The 15377-nt window shown below is 65.7% G+C and carries 16 protein-coding genes; all 16 read left to right on the top strand.

What is annotated here, in order from left to right:
- The first annotated feature begins 109 nt into the window (after nucleotides 1–109).
- The 16 genes from ABNQ40_RS34800 to ABNQ40_RS34725 all read left to right on the top strand — a co-directional run bounded on the left by ABNQ40_RS34800 (nucleotide 110) and on the right by ABNQ40_RS34725 (nucleotide 15365).
- The gene (locus tag ABNQ40_RS34800) at nucleotides 110–367 is read left to right on the top strand and encodes a hypothetical protein (RefSeq protein ID WP_391349680.1); all 258 of its coding nucleotides are present in this window, start codon (nucleotides 110–112) and stop codon (nucleotides 365–367) included.
- 64 nt (nucleotides 368–431) lie between these two features.
- The gene (locus tag ABNQ40_RS34795) at nucleotides 432–1031 is read left to right on the top strand and encodes a hypothetical protein (protein ID WP_391349678.1); all 600 of its coding nucleotides are present in this window, start codon (nucleotides 432–434) and stop codon (nucleotides 1029–1031) included.
- Between the two features lie 346 nt (nucleotides 1032–1377).
- Nucleotides 1378–2325 carry a hypothetical protein gene (locus ABNQ40_RS34790; protein WP_391349676.1) on the top strand — a complete coding sequence of 316 codons (948 nt, stop codon included), beginning with the start codon at nucleotides 1378–1380 and terminating at the stop codon, nucleotides 2323–2325.
- An 18-nt stretch (nucleotides 2326–2343) separates the two neighbouring features.
- Nucleotides 2344–2616: an acyl carrier protein gene (locus ABNQ40_RS34785; RefSeq protein ID WP_109086646.1), complete on the top strand. Its 273-nt coding sequence runs from the start codon at nucleotides 2344–2346 to the stop codon at nucleotides 2614–2616.
- Nucleotides 2609–3280, top strand: a complete 672-nt coding sequence (locus tag ABNQ40_RS34780; protein ID WP_109086647.1) for an acyl-CoA dehydrogenase family protein — start codon at nucleotides 2609–2611, stop codon at nucleotides 3278–3280. The genes ABNQ40_RS34785 and ABNQ40_RS34780 overlap by 8 nt, the downstream gene beginning before the upstream one ends.
- The gene (locus tag ABNQ40_RS34775; protein WP_391349674.1) at nucleotides 3277–3861 is read left to right on the top strand and encodes a hypothetical protein; all 585 of its coding nucleotides are present in this window, start codon (nucleotides 3277–3279) and stop codon (nucleotides 3859–3861) included. The genes ABNQ40_RS34780 and ABNQ40_RS34775 overlap by 4 nt, the downstream gene beginning before the upstream one ends.
- A gap of 4 nt (nucleotides 3862–3865) precedes the next feature.
- Nucleotides 3866–5251 (top strand): hypothetical protein, encoded by a 1386-nt coding sequence (locus ABNQ40_RS34770; RefSeq protein ID WP_391349672.1) that lies wholly within the window; start codon nucleotides 3866–3868, stop codon nucleotides 5249–5251.
- Nucleotides 5241–6227, top strand: coding sequence for an alpha/beta fold hydrolase (locus ABNQ40_RS34765; RefSeq protein ID WP_391349670.1), 987 nt, complete (start codon nucleotides 5241–5243; stop codon nucleotides 6225–6227). Before ABNQ40_RS34770 ends, ABNQ40_RS34765 begins: the two co-directional genes overlap by 11 nt.
- A gap of 10 nt (nucleotides 6228–6237) precedes the next feature.
- Nucleotides 6238–7185: a 3-oxoacyl-[acyl-carrier-protein] synthase III C-terminal domain-containing protein gene (locus ABNQ40_RS34760; RefSeq protein WP_391349668.1), complete on the top strand. Its 948-nt coding sequence runs from the start codon at nucleotides 6238–6240 to the stop codon at nucleotides 7183–7185.
- Between the two features lie 10 nt (nucleotides 7186–7195).
- On the top strand, nucleotides 7196–7477 hold the full coding sequence (locus tag ABNQ40_RS34755) for a hypothetical protein (protein WP_391349666.1): 282 nt from the start codon (nucleotides 7196–7198) through the stop codon (nucleotides 7475–7477).
- A 3-nt stretch (nucleotides 7478–7480) separates the two neighbouring features.
- Complete coding sequence (locus ABNQ40_RS34750; protein WP_391349664.1) at nucleotides 7481–9940, top strand: acyl-CoA dehydrogenase family protein; 2460 nt, start codon at nucleotides 7481–7483, stop codon at nucleotides 9938–9940.
- On the top strand, nucleotides 9940–10806 hold the full coding sequence (locus ABNQ40_RS34745) for a hypothetical protein (protein WP_391349662.1): 867 nt from the start codon (nucleotides 9940–9942) through the stop codon (nucleotides 10804–10806). Before ABNQ40_RS34750 ends, ABNQ40_RS34745 begins: the two co-directional genes overlap by 1 nt.
- A gap of 56 nt (nucleotides 10807–10862) precedes the next feature.
- The gene (locus ABNQ40_RS34740) at nucleotides 10863–11813 is read left to right on the top strand and encodes a hypothetical protein (RefSeq protein ID WP_391349660.1); all 951 of its coding nucleotides are present in this window, start codon (nucleotides 10863–10865) and stop codon (nucleotides 11811–11813) included.
- Entirely contained in the window at nucleotides 11789–13414 is a 1626-nt protein-coding gene (locus ABNQ40_RS34735; protein ID WP_391349658.1) for a class I adenylate-forming enzyme family protein, read from the top strand. Before ABNQ40_RS34740 ends, ABNQ40_RS34735 begins: the two co-directional genes overlap by 25 nt.
- A gap of 26 nt (nucleotides 13415–13440) precedes the next feature.
- Nucleotides 13441–13704: an acyl carrier protein gene (locus ABNQ40_RS34730; RefSeq protein ID WP_391349657.1), complete on the top strand. Its 264-nt coding sequence runs from the start codon at nucleotides 13441–13443 to the stop codon at nucleotides 13702–13704.
- Nucleotides 13704–15365 carry an AMP-binding protein gene (locus ABNQ40_RS34725; protein ID WP_391349655.1) on the top strand — a complete coding sequence of 554 codons (1662 nt, stop codon included), beginning with the start codon at nucleotides 13704–13706 and terminating at the stop codon, nucleotides 15363–15365. Before ABNQ40_RS34730 ends, ABNQ40_RS34725 begins: the two co-directional genes overlap by 1 nt.
- Nucleotides 15366–15377 lie beyond the last annotated feature (12 nt).

Here is a 15377-nt window from a genome sequence, read left to right as displayed (position 1 = left end):
TGCGGATGGACCAGTATCCAGCCGGCACTGACAGGCTGGGCTGGTCGTTTCGCCGACCGCCGCGCAGACGCTGCCGCTGCAGATCGCCCAGGCCGCCCAATCCGACACGGTGAAGGTCACGCTGAAGCCCGGCGAAGGGGCCGAGGTCAAGGCGGTGATGACCAAGGATGCGAGACTGACCTACAGCTGGAAATCCGAGGGTGGGACGGTCAACCATGACACCCACGGCGAGCCGACCGGCAACCCGGTCGCGCGGCATGCTGGACACCTTCCGCAATGTCACGACGCGATTCTGCAACAGCCTCTTTGCAGGATCGCGGATGTCCTGTATCCGGGATCAGGTCGTCAGAGTGCGGTAAGTTGTTGATGGTTGCGGTATCGGACCCGGCCCGAAGGTTTCGGGGACCGGGTGGACATGCCGTGAGAATGCCATGACGGAAAAGGGAGCATTTCTGACGACTGGCGGGCTGCTGTGCTTCGCCCTATGTCTCGTGGTGGCTTTCCCTGCGACCGCGCAAAGCGTTGAGCAGTCCGTGGCCGTATCGGAAGGCGTAAGCACCGTCCGGCTGAGCGACGAGAAGATTGCGCTGCACCTGCGCACCGCCAATGCTGGAGTGCGGGAAGTCAGGGTAAGCACTCAGGACAATGTCGGCTGTGGTTTGGCCGCACGCATCGGCCAGGATGGCAAGACGCTGGTGATCGACTTTGAGAGAACAGGCATCACCATGCGGTGGTGGTGCAAGCCCGTCGTCACCGTCCTGATGCCGGCCGCGCTCGATCTTGCAATTGAAGTGGACAACGTGGTTGCCGATGTCGGTGGGCGCTTTCATGCCGTCGATATCAAAAGCAAGGTCTCGATCATCGATTTCCAGGGCATGGCTGAGAGTTTCCGCCTGAAAAGCGGCATGGCCATCGCCAAGCTGAAATTTTCCTCCAGGATTGCGCGGGAGGCAGTCGCTTTGGATGTCGGAGTGCTGTTGTCCGAGGTGGCCTTCGATGACGACGTGGCGCGTAAGCCGGGCATCCCCTGAACCAAACCCGGGTATCAACCGGCCGGCCGGGCCGGCATCTGGAGGAGGCCGAAGTGGCGCGGCCAAATGACGACGGACGTGTGCAGGATGGCTTGGCGAACAATTTGCAGGGCGTTGTATGGAATTATGTTGCTTAGGCTTCAAATAAAATTTTAATGCGACTTGCGCTGGTAATGCATAATTTTATTCGGCTCTTTGTGCTGGATCAAGATCCTGGACGTCCAAAATCGTAATCAAGGACGATAGCCGAGAACGGGTGGGGCAAACGGAGCGGTGTTCCGGCGGCGGATGACCATCACTTCTTTCCACCGCCAGCTCCCCTTCCTTCAATCGACGTGAATTTTCCATGTCCTGGCTGAACAGTGTCGATCTGGCGGAGGAAACGATCCTCTCTGTGCCGCTTGAGGCGCTGGGGGCCAGCCACGGCCTTTCGGTCGCCTCGACCAGAATGTATCAGCGCTTCTATGGGTTGAAAGCCGCGGGCCGCAGTCCGGATGCGTTGGGACCGATGTTGAGCCGAGTGCTTCGGACCGCCTTGGAGCGGCTGCCCGATACCGGGGCACGGACCGGACAGCTGATCTACTGTAAGACGCAGACTCACAATACCTTGAGCGACAGGAACTGGCTGCGCCGATTCGCCGACGAGCATGGGCTGGTACATTGGGAGACCTATGCGCTCAGCATGACGAGCTGCGCTTCGGCCCTCGTGCATCTGCATTTTGCCGGGCTGGCCTCCGGCTGCGGGGCGGCGGTGGAGGAGCCGGTGATCGTGCTGACCGGTGAGAAGGCCTTTCACCCCAGCGTCGCGCGGCTGTCCGTCGGATTGCTGGCGGAAATCCCGGCGGCGGCCCTGCTCAATGCGGGGCCGGGAAGCTGGCACATGCGGGGAACGCGGGTCCGGCATCTACCGCGCTTTTACAAGAATCCTGATGCCATGGAGGCCTCGGACCGCCGAAACCTGCAGGATGTCTACACTGACGCGCTCATTGCCTTCATCGGCGAGAGCTTGCACGCCTTTAAAGATGCCCTATGCGATGACTTCGTTTTCTTGCCCCACAACCTAAATCGTCCCGTAACCCAGGCCGTGTTGCGCCATTTCGATTGGGAGGAAAGAACCTTCCATGGCGACCTGGAGCATCAGGGCCACGCCTATTGCTCGGATGGCTTCATCAACCTGCGCCGTTTCGAGCGCTGTCACGATCCCGTTCCCGCCGGAACCCAGCTTTTCATCCTGGCGGCCGGGACGGGTGTGACTTTCGCGACCTGTCTGTTCGAACGCGCTCCGTCTGTCTGACCGAAAGGACCATCATTCATGGACTGCAAGATCACCCGAGCCGTCGAAGAGGCATTGAGCGAACTGACGGAGCGTCCGGTTGTCGGCCTGACCCCCGAAACACGCTTCGATCGCGATTTCGATCTCGATTCCTACATGTTCGTTCAATTCCTTTTGCTGCTGGAAGACAAGATCGCGGATCTGCATTTCGACCCGGAAGCCATAGGCCAGGCGGAATTTAACGTCTTGTCGAGCCTCGTGGATTACATCGCCGAACGTACCGGCCAGCCGATGGTGTCCGAACATGCTTGAGGTGGCTCCCCCGGACGGTGTGGAGGCACTGGTCGCTCGTGCCCGTGCGAATGCTCCTGGCGCCGCTCTGCTTGCCTTCACCCAGTTCGTCACCGGGCGGGCGGGATACCCGGCATATGGCGGCCACGCGCTGCATGCCGTGTCGAACGACCTGGAAATCCGGGATTTGACGGCTCCCGACTGCCCCATGCAGCCGGTCGAGACGTTCGAAGACGGTGGGCTGGATTCCTTCGATCTTGCCCTTTCGGTGACGGGGCCGGCCGTCTCCCCATTGCCCCGGCCGCCTTTGCTGGAGGCGGGGGTCGTGGCTCTACGGCTGGGACTTCTGGCCCGTTGCCTGGATACCGCCTTCAGCCATCTGGAGGGGCGGGAAAGTTTCGGGAAGAAGATTCTCCACCATCAACTGGTCAAGGTGGGATTCGCCCGGGTCCATGCGGCCATCGCGCGCATGGTCGAGGAACTGGTCCTGGCAGGCCCGGAGCTGGATCCGGCGACGGCGGCGGTCATGCACCGCAGCATCGGCGGACAGTTCACCGAGGCGGCCAAGCTGATGGGCGGGCACGGCTACCTTGCGGGCAGCGCGCATAACCTGGAATATCTTGCCGGATTGATCCTTGCCGTCTATGCCCCGGCCGGCCGCTCGCCTGCCGGGAGCATGCCATGACGTCTCCGGCGGAGCGGCTCCCGGCGGACTGCACGACCGCCATCGCTCCCCGTCTTCTGGCGCAGGGGCGAATTCACGCCGTCACCCGGCGCCTTCCGGTGGGCGGGACCGCTTGTTCCGAACTGGAGGGCCGCAGCCGGCGCCTTGGCATGCCATCGGCGAAAAGGCTGTACCGCACGGTCTTCGACGATGCCGGGCCGTCCGGCCTGTTCAGTGCCGAACTGGTCCGCCTGTGGGAGAAGGCCTGCCGGATGGCGGGCGGACGCACGCCGTGTCTTCTCTATCTGCACCGCGGCCAGCATCACGATCCGCGCCTGCCGCTTTTGCCGGAGCTTCTTGACCTTCTCGGCCATCGTGGGCCGGTGCATGCGCTGCGGGTGGAAAGCCGTCCGGCGCTGTCCGATGCGCTGGCCTTTGCACGGGCCATGGCGAGCCGCACCGATGCAATGCTCCTGCTTCACGACCCGACAAGGCGGCTGGCGGCGGTGAACACCCCGGACGGGCCGCTGCGCTACCTGATCCTGGCGCGGGGCAACGCTCCGGCCAAAGCGCAACCATCATTACAGACTGTCGAGGTATAGCGCCATGCAACCCGACAACGCCCCTTCCGTGACGCCGGTGATGCTGGCCGTGCCCGAACGGGTTCCGCTGCTCCGCATCCTGTCCCAAATCCTTGTGCTGGGCCTTCCGCTTGTGATCGGCGCGACGGTGACCTCGGCTCTCCACCTCGGGAAGGTTGCCATGCTGGCCCGTGTTCCAGACACCGGTGCTCTGCATGTGCTGTCCCTGATGCAGCCGGCCTTCATCCTCATCCTGGCCCTGATGGAAGGGCTGGCGATCACCAACCAGGTGTTCAGCGCAAGGTCGAAGCACAATTGGCCGCGCCGCGGGGTGCTGCGGTCTTCGGCCTGCCTGTCGCTGGGGGGGCTGGGGCTGTTCGTGCTTCTGGCCGCCGCAGGTTACGCCGTGTCGCAGGCCTTCTCCTTCGACGATCCGGCGATCGCGATCATGGTCGGCCATTTTCCCGGCTTTCTGATGTCGATGGGGTTGTTCCTGGTTTTCGATGTCCTGTATGGCGCCTTGCGAGGACAGGGGCGGGTTTTTCAAGGGCTGATTCCCTTCCTTGTGCTCGTGGCCATCGATCTGGGTGTGACCTACGTTCTGGTGAGCCGTCTCGGCTGGGGGTTCGATGCCATCCTGCTGGGCAACCTGGCCGGTCCGGCGGCGGTCCTGCCGGTCATGGTGCTCTTGCTGCGCCGGCAAACGCCTGGGCGCGAGGGTGGGGCCGAGGATGTGCCGCCGCCGGTCTTCAACGCGCGTCTCCGGCAATTGCTGGTCGGGGTGGGGTTGCCGGTGTTCGGGTCGATCATGATCGGATTCATCAGCGCGTCCGTCGTGTTCCCGATCCTCAGCGACCTGGGGCGGGACAACGCGTCGGCCTTCTTCGTGGTCTTACGGTTCCGCATCGCGTTCATGATTCCGGCGATCGCACTGGGATCGGCCATAGCGATCCTGGCCAACCAGGCTGCCGAAGAGGGCGGACGAGGGGGACAGTTGCGCTACCTGCAGGTAGGGGTGCCGGTGATGCTGGCATTCTATGCCCTGATGACCCTGACATTGCCGCAATGGGGCGGCGGGATGCTGGATCTGCTGGTGCCGCCGAATGCCGTCGCTTTGCGCGCCTCCGCCGACCTGATGATGAGCCGGCTTCTCGTCACATTCTTCGTCGTAGCGGGGTCGACCATGCTCCAGGTGATCCTGGAGCAGCTTGGTCGCGGACGGCAGGTGTTGCTGATCACCCTGGCCACCGAGGCCGCAACCTGCGCCACCGTGGTCTATGCCGTGTACGACAATGCCGGCCTGGAGATGGTCCTGTGGAGCCTTGTCGTCCTGGCGGGGGTCACCTTCGTTCTGCTGCTGCTTCAACTCCTTGGACTGATGCGCGGGATCGGGAGGGGCAATGCTGTATGAACTTGCCCTGCCGGCGCTGATCGTCCGGGACAGCTGCCGCTGGCTGCATCGCAGGCTGTCGAAACCGACGAGCGGCGGGACCTGCCGCGCGACCCCCGTCTTCCGCTTTCGCGCGGCGAAGTGCCGGTTGCGGCGCCTTGACCTTGGCTTGCTGACGCGCCTGTCGCCCAAGGCCGGAGCAAGGCTGGCACTTCGCCGGTTCGAGGGCAGCCGCCCCGAACCGGTGCCGGCAATCCATACCGCGGCCGCCCCTGCGGTCGTTTGCGGCGCGACCCCTGCGGGCCGTCTGCCGGCGACCGTGCTGGGATCGCAGCATCGACCGAGGCTGTTGCTTGTACATGGCTGGAATGCCGACAGTTCCATGTTGCTGCCGCTGGCCGCAGCACTGGCGGCATCGGGGTTTCACGTCGTTCTGCCCGATCTGGAAAAGGGTGAGGGGCGGGGTGGGGGAAAGCTCCGGCGGGCACGGCACGCCGGCTTTGCGGAAAAGGCACGCCGGCTCGCCCGGGATTGCGGCCCGCTTGGTCCTTTCGCGGCGGTGATCGGCCATTCGGCCGGCGGTCTGATCGGCGCCATGGCCGTGGCCGAGGGCTTGGCGGCCAACCGGCTCGTGACTGTCTGCGCCCCGGCATCCATGGCATCCCTGCTGGCCGCCTATCTCAAGCGAACCCAGGCGCCATTGGCCCTGTATGAGGCGATCCTGCCGGAATACCGTGCGCTGCGCGCACGCGATGCCGCCGCTGTTGGCCCGGAGGATTACGGCCGTTTCGGAGCGGATCATCTGGTGATCCATGCCCGCGGCGACTGGCAGGTGCGGCTCGACGAGGCTTGGCAGATCTGTGCCGCCCGCCCCGGGAGCGCGCCGGTGATTCTGGAGAACTGCAACCACCACACCATTCTGCGCCATCCGGCATTGGCCAGGGCCATCGCCTCCTTTGTCGCCGTGCCCTGCCGGGAGGGGGCGAGGGCATGTTGAGTGCATCGCCATGTTGAACGTGCTGGATCTTGCCCTGGCCTTCCCTGAACGGTGCGAACGGCTGGCCTCCCTGTCCGACGAACTGTCGCTGTCCCGCAACCAGATGCGGATGTTCGATCGCTTCTTCGGCCTGGACCGGTTTCATTGCGATCACGATCTGCCGCTGGCAACCCTGGTCGGGCAGGCTTGCGGAGCGGTGCTGGCCCGCAACCCGGAGCATGATGCGCGCCTCAGCCACGTTGCCTACTGCCACACCCTGCTCAGCACCTGCGTTTTCGATGCGGAACATCCGCCCATCCTTGCCCCATTTGCGGCGCGCGGGCTGGATGTCTTCAGCGCTACCATGAACCATTGCGCCACCGGCGTGTCGATGCTGGGGGTGCTGGACCGGGTCCTGGGTGATGACGAGGTCGGGCTGATCCTGATCGGCGACAAGGCGTTCCATCCGGCCATCCGGCTCATTGAGAACACCACGGTGATGGGCGAGGCCGCTGCAGCGGTGCTCGTAGGGCACCGGCCCGGCCGCTTCCAGATGCTCGGCACCCACACGTCTCATGAAAGCCGGTTCTGGCTGAACAGCGGCCGGCGTGGCGAGCGCTATCTCGACGGCTTCGACGAGGTCTATCTCGAATTCGCCTGTGACGTGCTGTGCGGCGCGATGAACCGTTTCGGGCTGGGCTTCGACCAGATCCGCTACGTGCTGCCTCACAATGTCAATGTGCCGTCCTGGTACCAGATCGCCCGGCGCGCCGGTTTCGATCCCGGCAAACTGCAACTCTCGACCATCGGGCAATACGGGCACTGTTTCGGTGCCGATCCCTTCATCAACCTCGTGCATGCCGACGACCGGGGCGAGCTGGATCCTTCGGATCTGGTTCTGCTGTTCAGCATCGGACTGGGGGCCACGGCCTCCTGCGCCTTGATGCGTGTCTGTGGAAAGCGGCCTGCAAAGCCATAGGAGTAAAGTCATGACCGCTCCCCGCAGCCTGGTGCGCCAGAGCCTTGAAATCGTTGGCCTCGGACCCGAACGCATGACGAGTGCGCTTGGCGGAGCCGAGCTTTTCGGTACGGCGGGCATCCTGAATTCGCTGGAACTGGTTCAGTTCATCGCCGCCCTCAGCGAGCACAGCCGGGTCGATACCTTCGAATTGATGGATAGCTTCGAAAGCGAGGCCGGCAACATCTTCCGCAATGTCGATGCGTTGTGCGCCTTTCTGGATCGCCGCGCGGTCGTGGCGCTGGAGGGCTGAACCATGGATGGATTCTCCCTGTCCCCGCCGGAGGCCGCCCTTCTGCACCGGATCGCCGCGGAGTTCGGCACCCCCTTCTACGTCTATGACGCAGCGGCGGTGCGCGCACGCTGCGCCGCCTTGAAACAGGCACTGCCGGACGTCGATTTCTTCTATTCCCTGAAGGCCAATCCCAACCTGTCGCTGGTGCGTGTCCTGGTCGGCTGCGGCATGGGGTGCGAGGTCAGCTCCCTTCTCGAACTGGAGACGGCCCTTGCGGCGGGAGCGGCGCCGGACCGCATTCTGATGCCGGGACCGGGCAAGTCCGACGAGGAGCTGCGCCGGGCGGTCGCGCTGGGCATCAAGGCGATCGTCGCCGAATCCCCGGAAGAGGTCGTCGAGGTCGACCGCATCGCCGGCACCCTCGGCTTGTGCCGTCCGGTCGCGTTGCGGGTCAATCCCGATTTCCGGGTCGATGGAGCGCGGCTGTCCATGGGCGGACGGCCGACACAGTTCGGCATTGACGAGGCGGGGCTTCCCGAGGTGCTGGCCCGCCTGGCGGAGCTTCGCAACATCCGGCTGGAGGGGCTGCACGTCTACATGGGGACGCGCATCCTGTCTCATGAGGTGGTGCAGGCCAACACCCGCCGGATACTTGGGTTGGCCCGCCAGCTCCAGTCCCGGCTGCCGGCGCCGCTGACCTTCGTCGACGTCGGCGGCGGTTTCGGCGTCCCGTACCATGCCGACGAGACGGCGTTGGACCTCGCCGCTTTGGGCGAGGGGCTGGCAGCCGAGATCGGGGCGTTCCGTGCCGAACATCCGGCCACCCGGATCGTGATGGAGCTGGGCCGCTACGCCGTGGCCGAAGCCGGCCGTTTCATCACGCGGATCAGGCAGGTCAAGACGAACAAGGGCGAGCGCTTCGCGGTATGCGACGGCGGATCGAACGTCAACGGTGCCGCGGCCGGAACGGGGTCGCTTCTGCGCCGGAATTTTCCCCTGGCCCTGCTGCCCGCCGACGGTGGCGGCGACGGGGATGGCGCCGTGGCGGATTGGACGGTCACCGGCCCCCTCTGCACTCCCATGGACGTGCTCGCCAAGTCGGTGCCGCTGGCCGATCCGCAGCCGGGCGATCTGATCTGCCTGCCGCAGGCCGGAGCCTATGGCCCGACCGCCTCTCCCGTTCATTTCATCGGATTCGGTGCGCCGGCCGAGGTGATGGTCGACGGGGATCGGATCCAGCTGGTGCGTAGGCGCGACAGCGTGAAGGCGATGCTGGCGGTTCAGGAACCGCGGGACATCGGCATGACCGCGCCCACGGCTGGCCGGATTCGTCCGTTTCCATCGGCCGGCCGGCATGACGGATCGCCATTCGGGAATCCCTGTCTGGATCGTCTGGAAGGTCTGGGGCCGCTGTTCAGGCGCACGGGGGAACGGCTGGAGAAGGATCCCGGTGCCTGGCGGGATCTGTGGGCCGATCCGCTTGTCCGGGCGCTGACCGCCATCGGCGTTCCCGACGACTGCAACGGATTCCCTCTGGCCGACACGGAACTCGGCATCGATCAGTGTGGGCACGCCCTGCATGTGGCCATGATCGAACGTCTGGCTCGGCTGGATGCCGGCTGCATCCTGGCGTTGCCCGGACCGTCGCTGGCCGGCAACGCCGTGCTGCAGATGGGCGGGCCGGACCAGATCCAGCGCTTTTTCGCCGCCTATCGCACGGGCCCCCAGGGCACCTTCTTCGGCGTGACCGAGCCGAACTCCGGATCCGATCCGGCAGGCGGGCGTGCCCGGCTGACGCGCCGGGACAGCGGGTTGGTGCTCAACGGGACCAAGACCCTGGTGGGCGGCGCGATGCGGGCACGGATCGGTTTGGTTTTCTGCCATCTGGAAGAGGCTGGGCGGACCGGGCTGGTGATGGTGGAACCGTCCCGCGCCGACGAGCATGTCCGCATCGAGCGGCTTTCCAGCCTGGGCCTGCGCGGCGCCGACCTGTGCCGCATCGCCTTCACCGACTTTCCGGTGACGCCGGACATGATCCTGGGAGACGGACGCCCGTCGCTGCGGGATGGCTTCATGGCCATCAACGCCGTGTTCGAGCGCAACCGCCCGGTCGTGGCGGCGCTGGCCCTGGGCGTCGGTCGCGGCATCCTGGACCACCTCGCCGGCGAGCCTGGATTGCAGGAGCAATTCCATGACCTGGGCATCAGCCATGCCGCCCTGCTGCGACGGCTGGCAGGGGTGATCGATGCCTATGAACGCGGCCGCCCCAAGTCCCACGATATCAGCCTGATCAAGATGCAGGCGGTCGCTTTCGCCGACACGGTGGTGGAGCGGGTCTTTTCCCATTGCCCGGCCCGCCTTCTGCGGGATCCGCACCTGCGTCGCAAGTGCCGCGATGCCAAAGCCTTCGAATATATGGAAGGTGCGTCGAACATCCATGCGCTGAACGCCTTCCGTTCCTATGTCGCCGGGGTGGCGTGATGGCGCTTCGCCTCGATCCTGCGACGATCGTCTTCAGGGAGTTCGCCGGGCTGGAGCCGGTTGAGCCAGATTGGCGGAAGGATGTGGCCTATTGGGAGGACTATAACGCCAAGTTCTTCGGTTCCAACGGGCTGACCTATACGGCTGCCGACAGCAACGTCGCGTCCTGGCTTCAGGCACCGGACCGGGCGCCGTTCGCCTTCATGGTACGCGACCTGTTGCCGGCATTGGAGCGGCGGACCGATCTCTCCGACATCGATTTCGTGCTGCTGGCCCACTGGCTGCCCGATCTGCACCTCGGAACATCGGTCACCAACTATGCCTTGCATCGGCTCGGCCTGGAGAACGGGTTCGGTTTCGCCATTTCCGACCGTGGCCGTTCGGCCTCCCTGTTCGCCGTCCACTGCATCGCCCGCTACCTCGGCCAGGGCCGTCGCCGGGCCCTGCTGATGGCGATGGACCAGAAGCACCTGCTGTACCGGTCGCCGCTGGTCGAGAGCCTGGACCCGGTCAATTCGGCCTGCATCATGGTGCTGGAGCAGGACGGCGCGTCGGGGCTGACACTTGCCGGATACCGGCGCTGCCCGGGCGTGACGGCGGCCATGCTCGCCTCGCGGATCGGCCTGCTGTGCCGGGATTTCGGTCTCGATCCGGCAGGCACCCTTCTGATCGCCGATCCCGCCGTCGCCGAACGGTCGGACTTTCCGGGGCCGGTCCTGCTTCAGCGGCCGCAGCATCTATGCTCGGCGCCGTTCGCGGCGCTGGCCGGTTGCCCGGATGCCGGCAGCGATGTCCTCATGATCATCCATGAGCAGGATTGCCTGACGGCGGTGGCCTTCAAAGCCGGTTGCGGAGAACCGGCATGAGACTGGCGGCCCTGGCCACCCATGTTCCCGGCGGCAGGATCGATGCGGAGGCGGTGGTGCGCGCGGCCGGCGGCTCGCCTGCCGAAGCGCGGGTGTTCCGCCGCCTTTTCGGCATAGACGGCGTGGCGGCGGTGCCGGCGAATGAAAAAGCGAGCGAGCAGTTCGGCCGGGTGGTCGCCGGCCTCGCCGCGCGGCACCGGGGTGAACCACCCGACACGCTGGTCCATGTGCGCGGGCTGCCGATGCCGTTTCCGGAGGAGGAGGCTCTGTTTCCGGAACTGGTGCGCCGTCATGCCTTCCTCTCTGGGGTGGTCCGGCAGTACGAGATCGACCAGACCAATTGCAGCGGACTGTTCTGGGCGCTGGATCTGGCCCGCACGCTGCTGGATGCCGGGACATCGCGGTCCGTTGCGGTCCTGGCCGGGGACTGCCATGCCGGCCTGCCGCTCGGTGATCGCTATGTCGCGGGATGCACGCTGATGGGCGATGCGTTCTGCGGTCTGGTCCTCGACCGCGGGCCGGGCGGGTTGCGTTTCGGCGATGTGGTGCTGCGGACCCATCCGGAATTCGCTTTCGGCCGGGCCGGCAGCGTGGCCCAGATCGGCACGTTTTTCGCCGCCCACACCCGGATCGTGCGCGAAGCGCTGGACGCCGCGGGCTTTGCCTGGAAGGGCCGGTCGCCGCTTCTGCCGCATAACGTCAATAGCTTGGCCTGGCTGATGTTCTGCCGCGAGACGGGGGTCGCTCCGGAGCGTGTCGACCTAGGGCTGCTGCCCGACATCGGCCATTGCTACACAAGCGATCCGTTGCTGCTGCTCGGCAGCCGGCTGGATGCCGCCGCCCCGGACGTCACCCCGGATGCCGACGGGATCATGCTTCTTTCCGTCGGCATGGGTGGGTTCGTCGGCGCCTGCCGGCTGTCGCGCGAGGCTGTCCAATCGGCCGGGCCTTGGATTCCCCAATCAGTTGAAAGGGCCGCATCGTGTCCGCCTTTCCCACGCTTCTGACGAGCTTCCTTGATTCAAGCGCCGACGAGCGCGGCGATGCGCCGGCCCTGCAGGACAGCCGTCGCGATCTGACATTCGCCGAGGTTCGCCGCGCGGCTTGGCGCGTGGCCGCGGAACTGGCCGCCGGCGGTGTCGGTCCCGGTGACCGGGTGGCGATCATCATGGCCAATTCGGCAGCCTTCGGCATAGCGTTCTGGGGGGTGCTCTATGCCGGTGCCGTGGCGGTACCGCTCAATCCGGGCTCCAAGTCGGCCAAGCTTGCCTGGATCTTCGGCAACTGCTCGCCTGCGGCGATCCTGTGCGACGACGATCTGGAAAGGCTGGTGACGGACGCCTGCGGCGAAGCCGGGATACGGGCGCATCTGCTGGTTCACGGCAAGGAACAGAGACCGGGGAGCCTCGACCTGCTGATCGACGGCACGGGCGGGACGCCGGTGGCGACCGGGCGGGTCATTGATCAGGATCTGGCGGCGATCATCTACACCTCGGGTTCGACCGGCGAACCCAAGGGGGTGATGCTCTCCCATCTCAACATGACCAGCGCCGCGCGGTCGGTGGCGCAGTATCTGGATTACCGTTCCAACGACCTGGTGTTCTGCGCCATTCCGCTGACCTTCGATTATGGGCTGCACCAGCTGACCATGACGACCCTGGTGGGGGCCTGCCTCTACGTCGAGCCATCGTTCGCGCAGCCGTTCTTTGCGTTGCAGCATCTGGCGCAAAGCCGGGCCAGCGTTTTCCCCGTGGTGCCGACAATGGTGCCGCTCATCGCGCCCCTGGCTGGCCGGTTCGATCTGACGGCGGTGCGCTGCATCACCAGCACGGCGGCAATGCTCCATGTGGATGGCATCGACACTCTGACCACCCTGTTCCCTGGCGCCCGTCTCTTTTCGATGTACGGGCTGACGGAATGCCACCGCTGCACCTACCTCGACCCCTCCGAACTGGACCGGCGCAAGTCGAGCGTCGGCAAGGCGATTCCGAACACCGAGCTGTGGGTGGTGGATGAAGCCGGGGTTGCGCGCCGACGCGACGCGACCGGCGAACTGGTGATCCGCGGCAGCACCGTTATGAAGGGTTATTGGAAGAACCCAGAGAAGACGGCTCAGAAACTGCGTCCCGGCCCTTGGCCCAGCGAGCTTGTGCTTTACACAGGCGACATTTGCCGCCTCGACGAGGAAGGGTTCCTCTATTTCATCAGCCGTTCGGACGAAATCCTCAAGGTTGCTGGAGAGAAGGTCGCGCCGTCCGAGGTGGAAGCCGTCCTGAGCGCGCATCCCGCCGTGGCCGAAGTCTGTGTCCTGGGGATCGACCACCCCGTCTATGGCCAGCAATGCTGCGCCGTTGTGACCCTGCGGCCGGCCGGCGGTGCCGGGATCGAGCCGGATGCCGCCGGTCTCAAGGCTTGGTGCGCGTCCCGCCTTGAACCCCATGCCGTTCCGGCCCGTATCGTGGTCGCCGATGCCCTGGCGCGGAACGGGAACGGCAAGATCGACAAGCAGCTGCTGCGTCGGAAACTCGCGTCCCGCCCGGCCGCCGTCCCGCCGTCGCCCCTTTCCTCCACCGAACCGGAAACGGCGATACCCGCGACTATCGGATGAGCATGCCAAACCCGAGAGGATTCCCCATGACGAACATTCTGGATCATGTGATCGCCGCCCTCTGCGAATTGCTCGACCTGCCGGACGGCGGCACGATCACCGTCGATACCCGGCTTGATGACGACCTGGGGATTGACAGCGGGTTACTGCTGGAGCTTTTCATGTTGATCGAGGAGCGGATTCCCGAGGTCGCGGTCGATCCTGCGGGTCTGAAGCCGCAGCAGCTGGCCACCGTCGGCAGTTTCACGGCGCTGATCGAAGGCGGCCTGAAGGCCAGGGAACCGGCGTGATGCGGCGCGAGGACGTCGTTTCCCCCGTCGTTTCCCCGTGTGTGGCGGCGCTGTGGAACATCTTCGGCCGCTTTGCCGGCGATGACCGTCCAGCGTACCGGCAGTCGTCGGCCGATCTCAGCTTTGCCGGGTTGCACAGTGCGGTTCTGCGGCTTCTGCCGGTTGTTGCGGGCATGCCCGGGCATCCGCAGCGCCGGCCCATCCTGATCTGGGGGCATAAGGACGGACGCTATCCCGTCGCCTATTGGGCATGTCTGCTGACCGGCCATGCCCTGGTGCCGGTGGAGCGGGAAACGCCGCCCGAGCGGGTGCGCCAGATCGTGGAAACGACCGATGCCTGTGCCCTGCTCGTCGCCGATGGCGATTCCGCGGCTGCCGGGCGGCTGGCCGCCCTTGCCCGGCCGGGCCGCTTCGCGGTGCTGGAAATGGCGGACCCGTGCGACGGAGGGACCGCGGTCCCCGATCCCGCTATCCCCGCACCCCCCGTTCCCGCACCCGCCGCGCCCGATCCGGCCATCCGATGCGGTGACACGGCCTATATCATGTTTTCATCCGGAACCTTGGGTCGGCCCAAGGGGATCGGCATCAGCTACGCCAATCTGCTGGATTTCATCGCCTGGCTGGACATCCTGCTTCCCGTTCCCTCATCAACGGCGGCAGGGAAGGGGGCAGTCACGGGCATCATCCGCCACTGTTTCGATGTTTCCCTGTACGAGCTGTGGATGTCCTGGCGGCATCGGTTGCCGCTCGTCGTCCTCGACCATGCCGACATCGCCAATTCGACGGACTACATCGCGCGGCTGGCGGCTGCGGAGGCGTCCCTCTGGGTGTCGACGCCGTCCATCGTGCGCCTGATGCTGAAGAACCGCCGTTTCAGCGGCCGGACGCTGCCGTCCTTGTCCACTTTCCTGTTCTGCGGCGAGCCGCTGACCAAGCCGGCCGTGGCGAGCCTGTTCGAGCGGTTTCCCGGCTGCAGGGTGATCAACACCTATGGGCCGACCGAATGCACGGTGGCGGTCACCTCGGTGGAGATCTCGCGGGAGCACCTGGAGGCGCCCGACGAGCTGCCGATCGGCACCCCCCGTCCCGGCACCTGGCTGGAGACGGCCCCCGGCACCCCGGCCGGCGAGCCCGGCGAGATCCTGATCCGCGGGGCCAGCGTCGGCTTGGGATACATCGGTTTGCCGGAACGGCAGGCCCGTGCGTTTCCCGAATCCGGCCTTTACCGGTCCGGCGACCTGGGCATCGCCGGACCGGGGGGAAACTGGTACCTGCGCGGGCGCATGGACCGGGAGATCAAGGTTCAAGGGGTTCGGATCGACCTGAACGAGATCGAGGCCCACCTGCGCCGGCAAGCGGGGGTCGACGATGCAGTGGTTCAGCCCTACCTGCTGCACGGCGAAGCGCGGGCATTGTCGGCATTCGTCCTGGGGGTGGAGAGCGACGCCTGCCTGCGGCGCCTGGCCGACGCGCTGGCGGCGGAACTGCCGCCGTATCTGGTGCCCCGCCACTGGTATGGCGGCTTTCCGGCGGCGCTGAACGCGAACTCCAAGCTGGACGGCACGCAATTGGCCGCCGCCGCCCTGCACGCGAAATTCCGCCACATCCACATGCACAAGGAGGAGGCCGCCTCGTCGCCGGCCTCCACACATTCGGAGTAAAGCTCATGGACG

This window comes from Azospirillum sp. A23, assembly GCF_042938965.1.
Classification (GTDB): domain Bacteria; phylum Pseudomonadota; class Alphaproteobacteria; order Azospirillales; family Azospirillaceae; genus Azospirillum; species Azospirillum melinis.
This window is presented reverse-complemented; position numbering and strand designations above follow the sequence as displayed.

What these genes read in the sequence shown, in the direction of transcription:
- ABNQ40_RS34780 (WP_109086647.1), top strand. Translation starts at nt 2,609, where the DNA reads ATGCTTGAGGTGGCTCCCCCGGACGGTGTGGAGGCACTGGTCGCTCGT.
- ABNQ40_RS34795 (WP_391349678.1), top strand. Translation starts at nt 432, where the DNA reads ATGACGGAAAAGGGAGCATTTCTGACGACTGGCGGGCTGCTGTGCTTC.
- ABNQ40_RS34745 (WP_391349662.1), top strand. Translation starts at nt 9,940, where the DNA reads ATGGCGCTTCGCCTCGATCCTGCGACGATCGTCTTCAGGGAGTTCGCC.
- ABNQ40_RS34765 (WP_391349670.1), top strand. Translation starts at nt 5,241, where the DNA reads ATGCTGTATGAACTTGCCCTGCCGGCGCTGATCGTCCGGGACAGCTGC.
- ABNQ40_RS34750 (WP_391349664.1), top strand. Translation starts at nt 7,481, where the DNA reads ATGGATGGATTCTCCCTGTCCCCGCCGGAGGCCGCCCTTCTGCACCGG.
- ABNQ40_RS34775 (WP_391349674.1), top strand. Translation starts at nt 3,277, where the DNA reads ATGACGTCTCCGGCGGAGCGGCTCCCGGCGGACTGCACGACCGCCATC.
- ABNQ40_RS34785 (WP_109086646.1), top strand. Translation starts at nt 2,344, where the DNA reads ATGGACTGCAAGATCACCCGAGCCGTCGAAGAGGCATTGAGCGAACTG.
- ABNQ40_RS34770 (WP_391349672.1), top strand. Translation starts at nt 3,866, where the DNA reads ATGCAACCCGACAACGCCCCTTCCGTGACGCCGGTGATGCTGGCCGTG.
- ABNQ40_RS34725 (WP_391349655.1), top strand. Translation starts at nt 13,704, where the DNA reads ATGCGGCGCGAGGACGTCGTTTCCCCCGTCGTTTCCCCGTGTGTGGCG.
- ABNQ40_RS34730 (WP_391349657.1), top strand. Translation starts at nt 13,441, where the DNA reads ATGACGAACATTCTGGATCATGTGATCGCCGCCCTCTGCGAATTGCTC.
- ABNQ40_RS34790 (WP_391349676.1), top strand. Translation starts at nt 1,378, where the DNA reads ATGTCCTGGCTGAACAGTGTCGATCTGGCGGAGGAAACGATCCTCTCT.
- ABNQ40_RS34755 (WP_391349666.1), top strand. Translation starts at nt 7,196, where the DNA reads ATGACCGCTCCCCGCAGCCTGGTGCGCCAGAGCCTTGAAATCGTTGGC.
- ABNQ40_RS34760 (WP_391349668.1), top strand. Translation starts at nt 6,238, where the DNA reads ATGTTGAACGTGCTGGATCTTGCCCTGGCCTTCCCTGAACGGTGCGAA.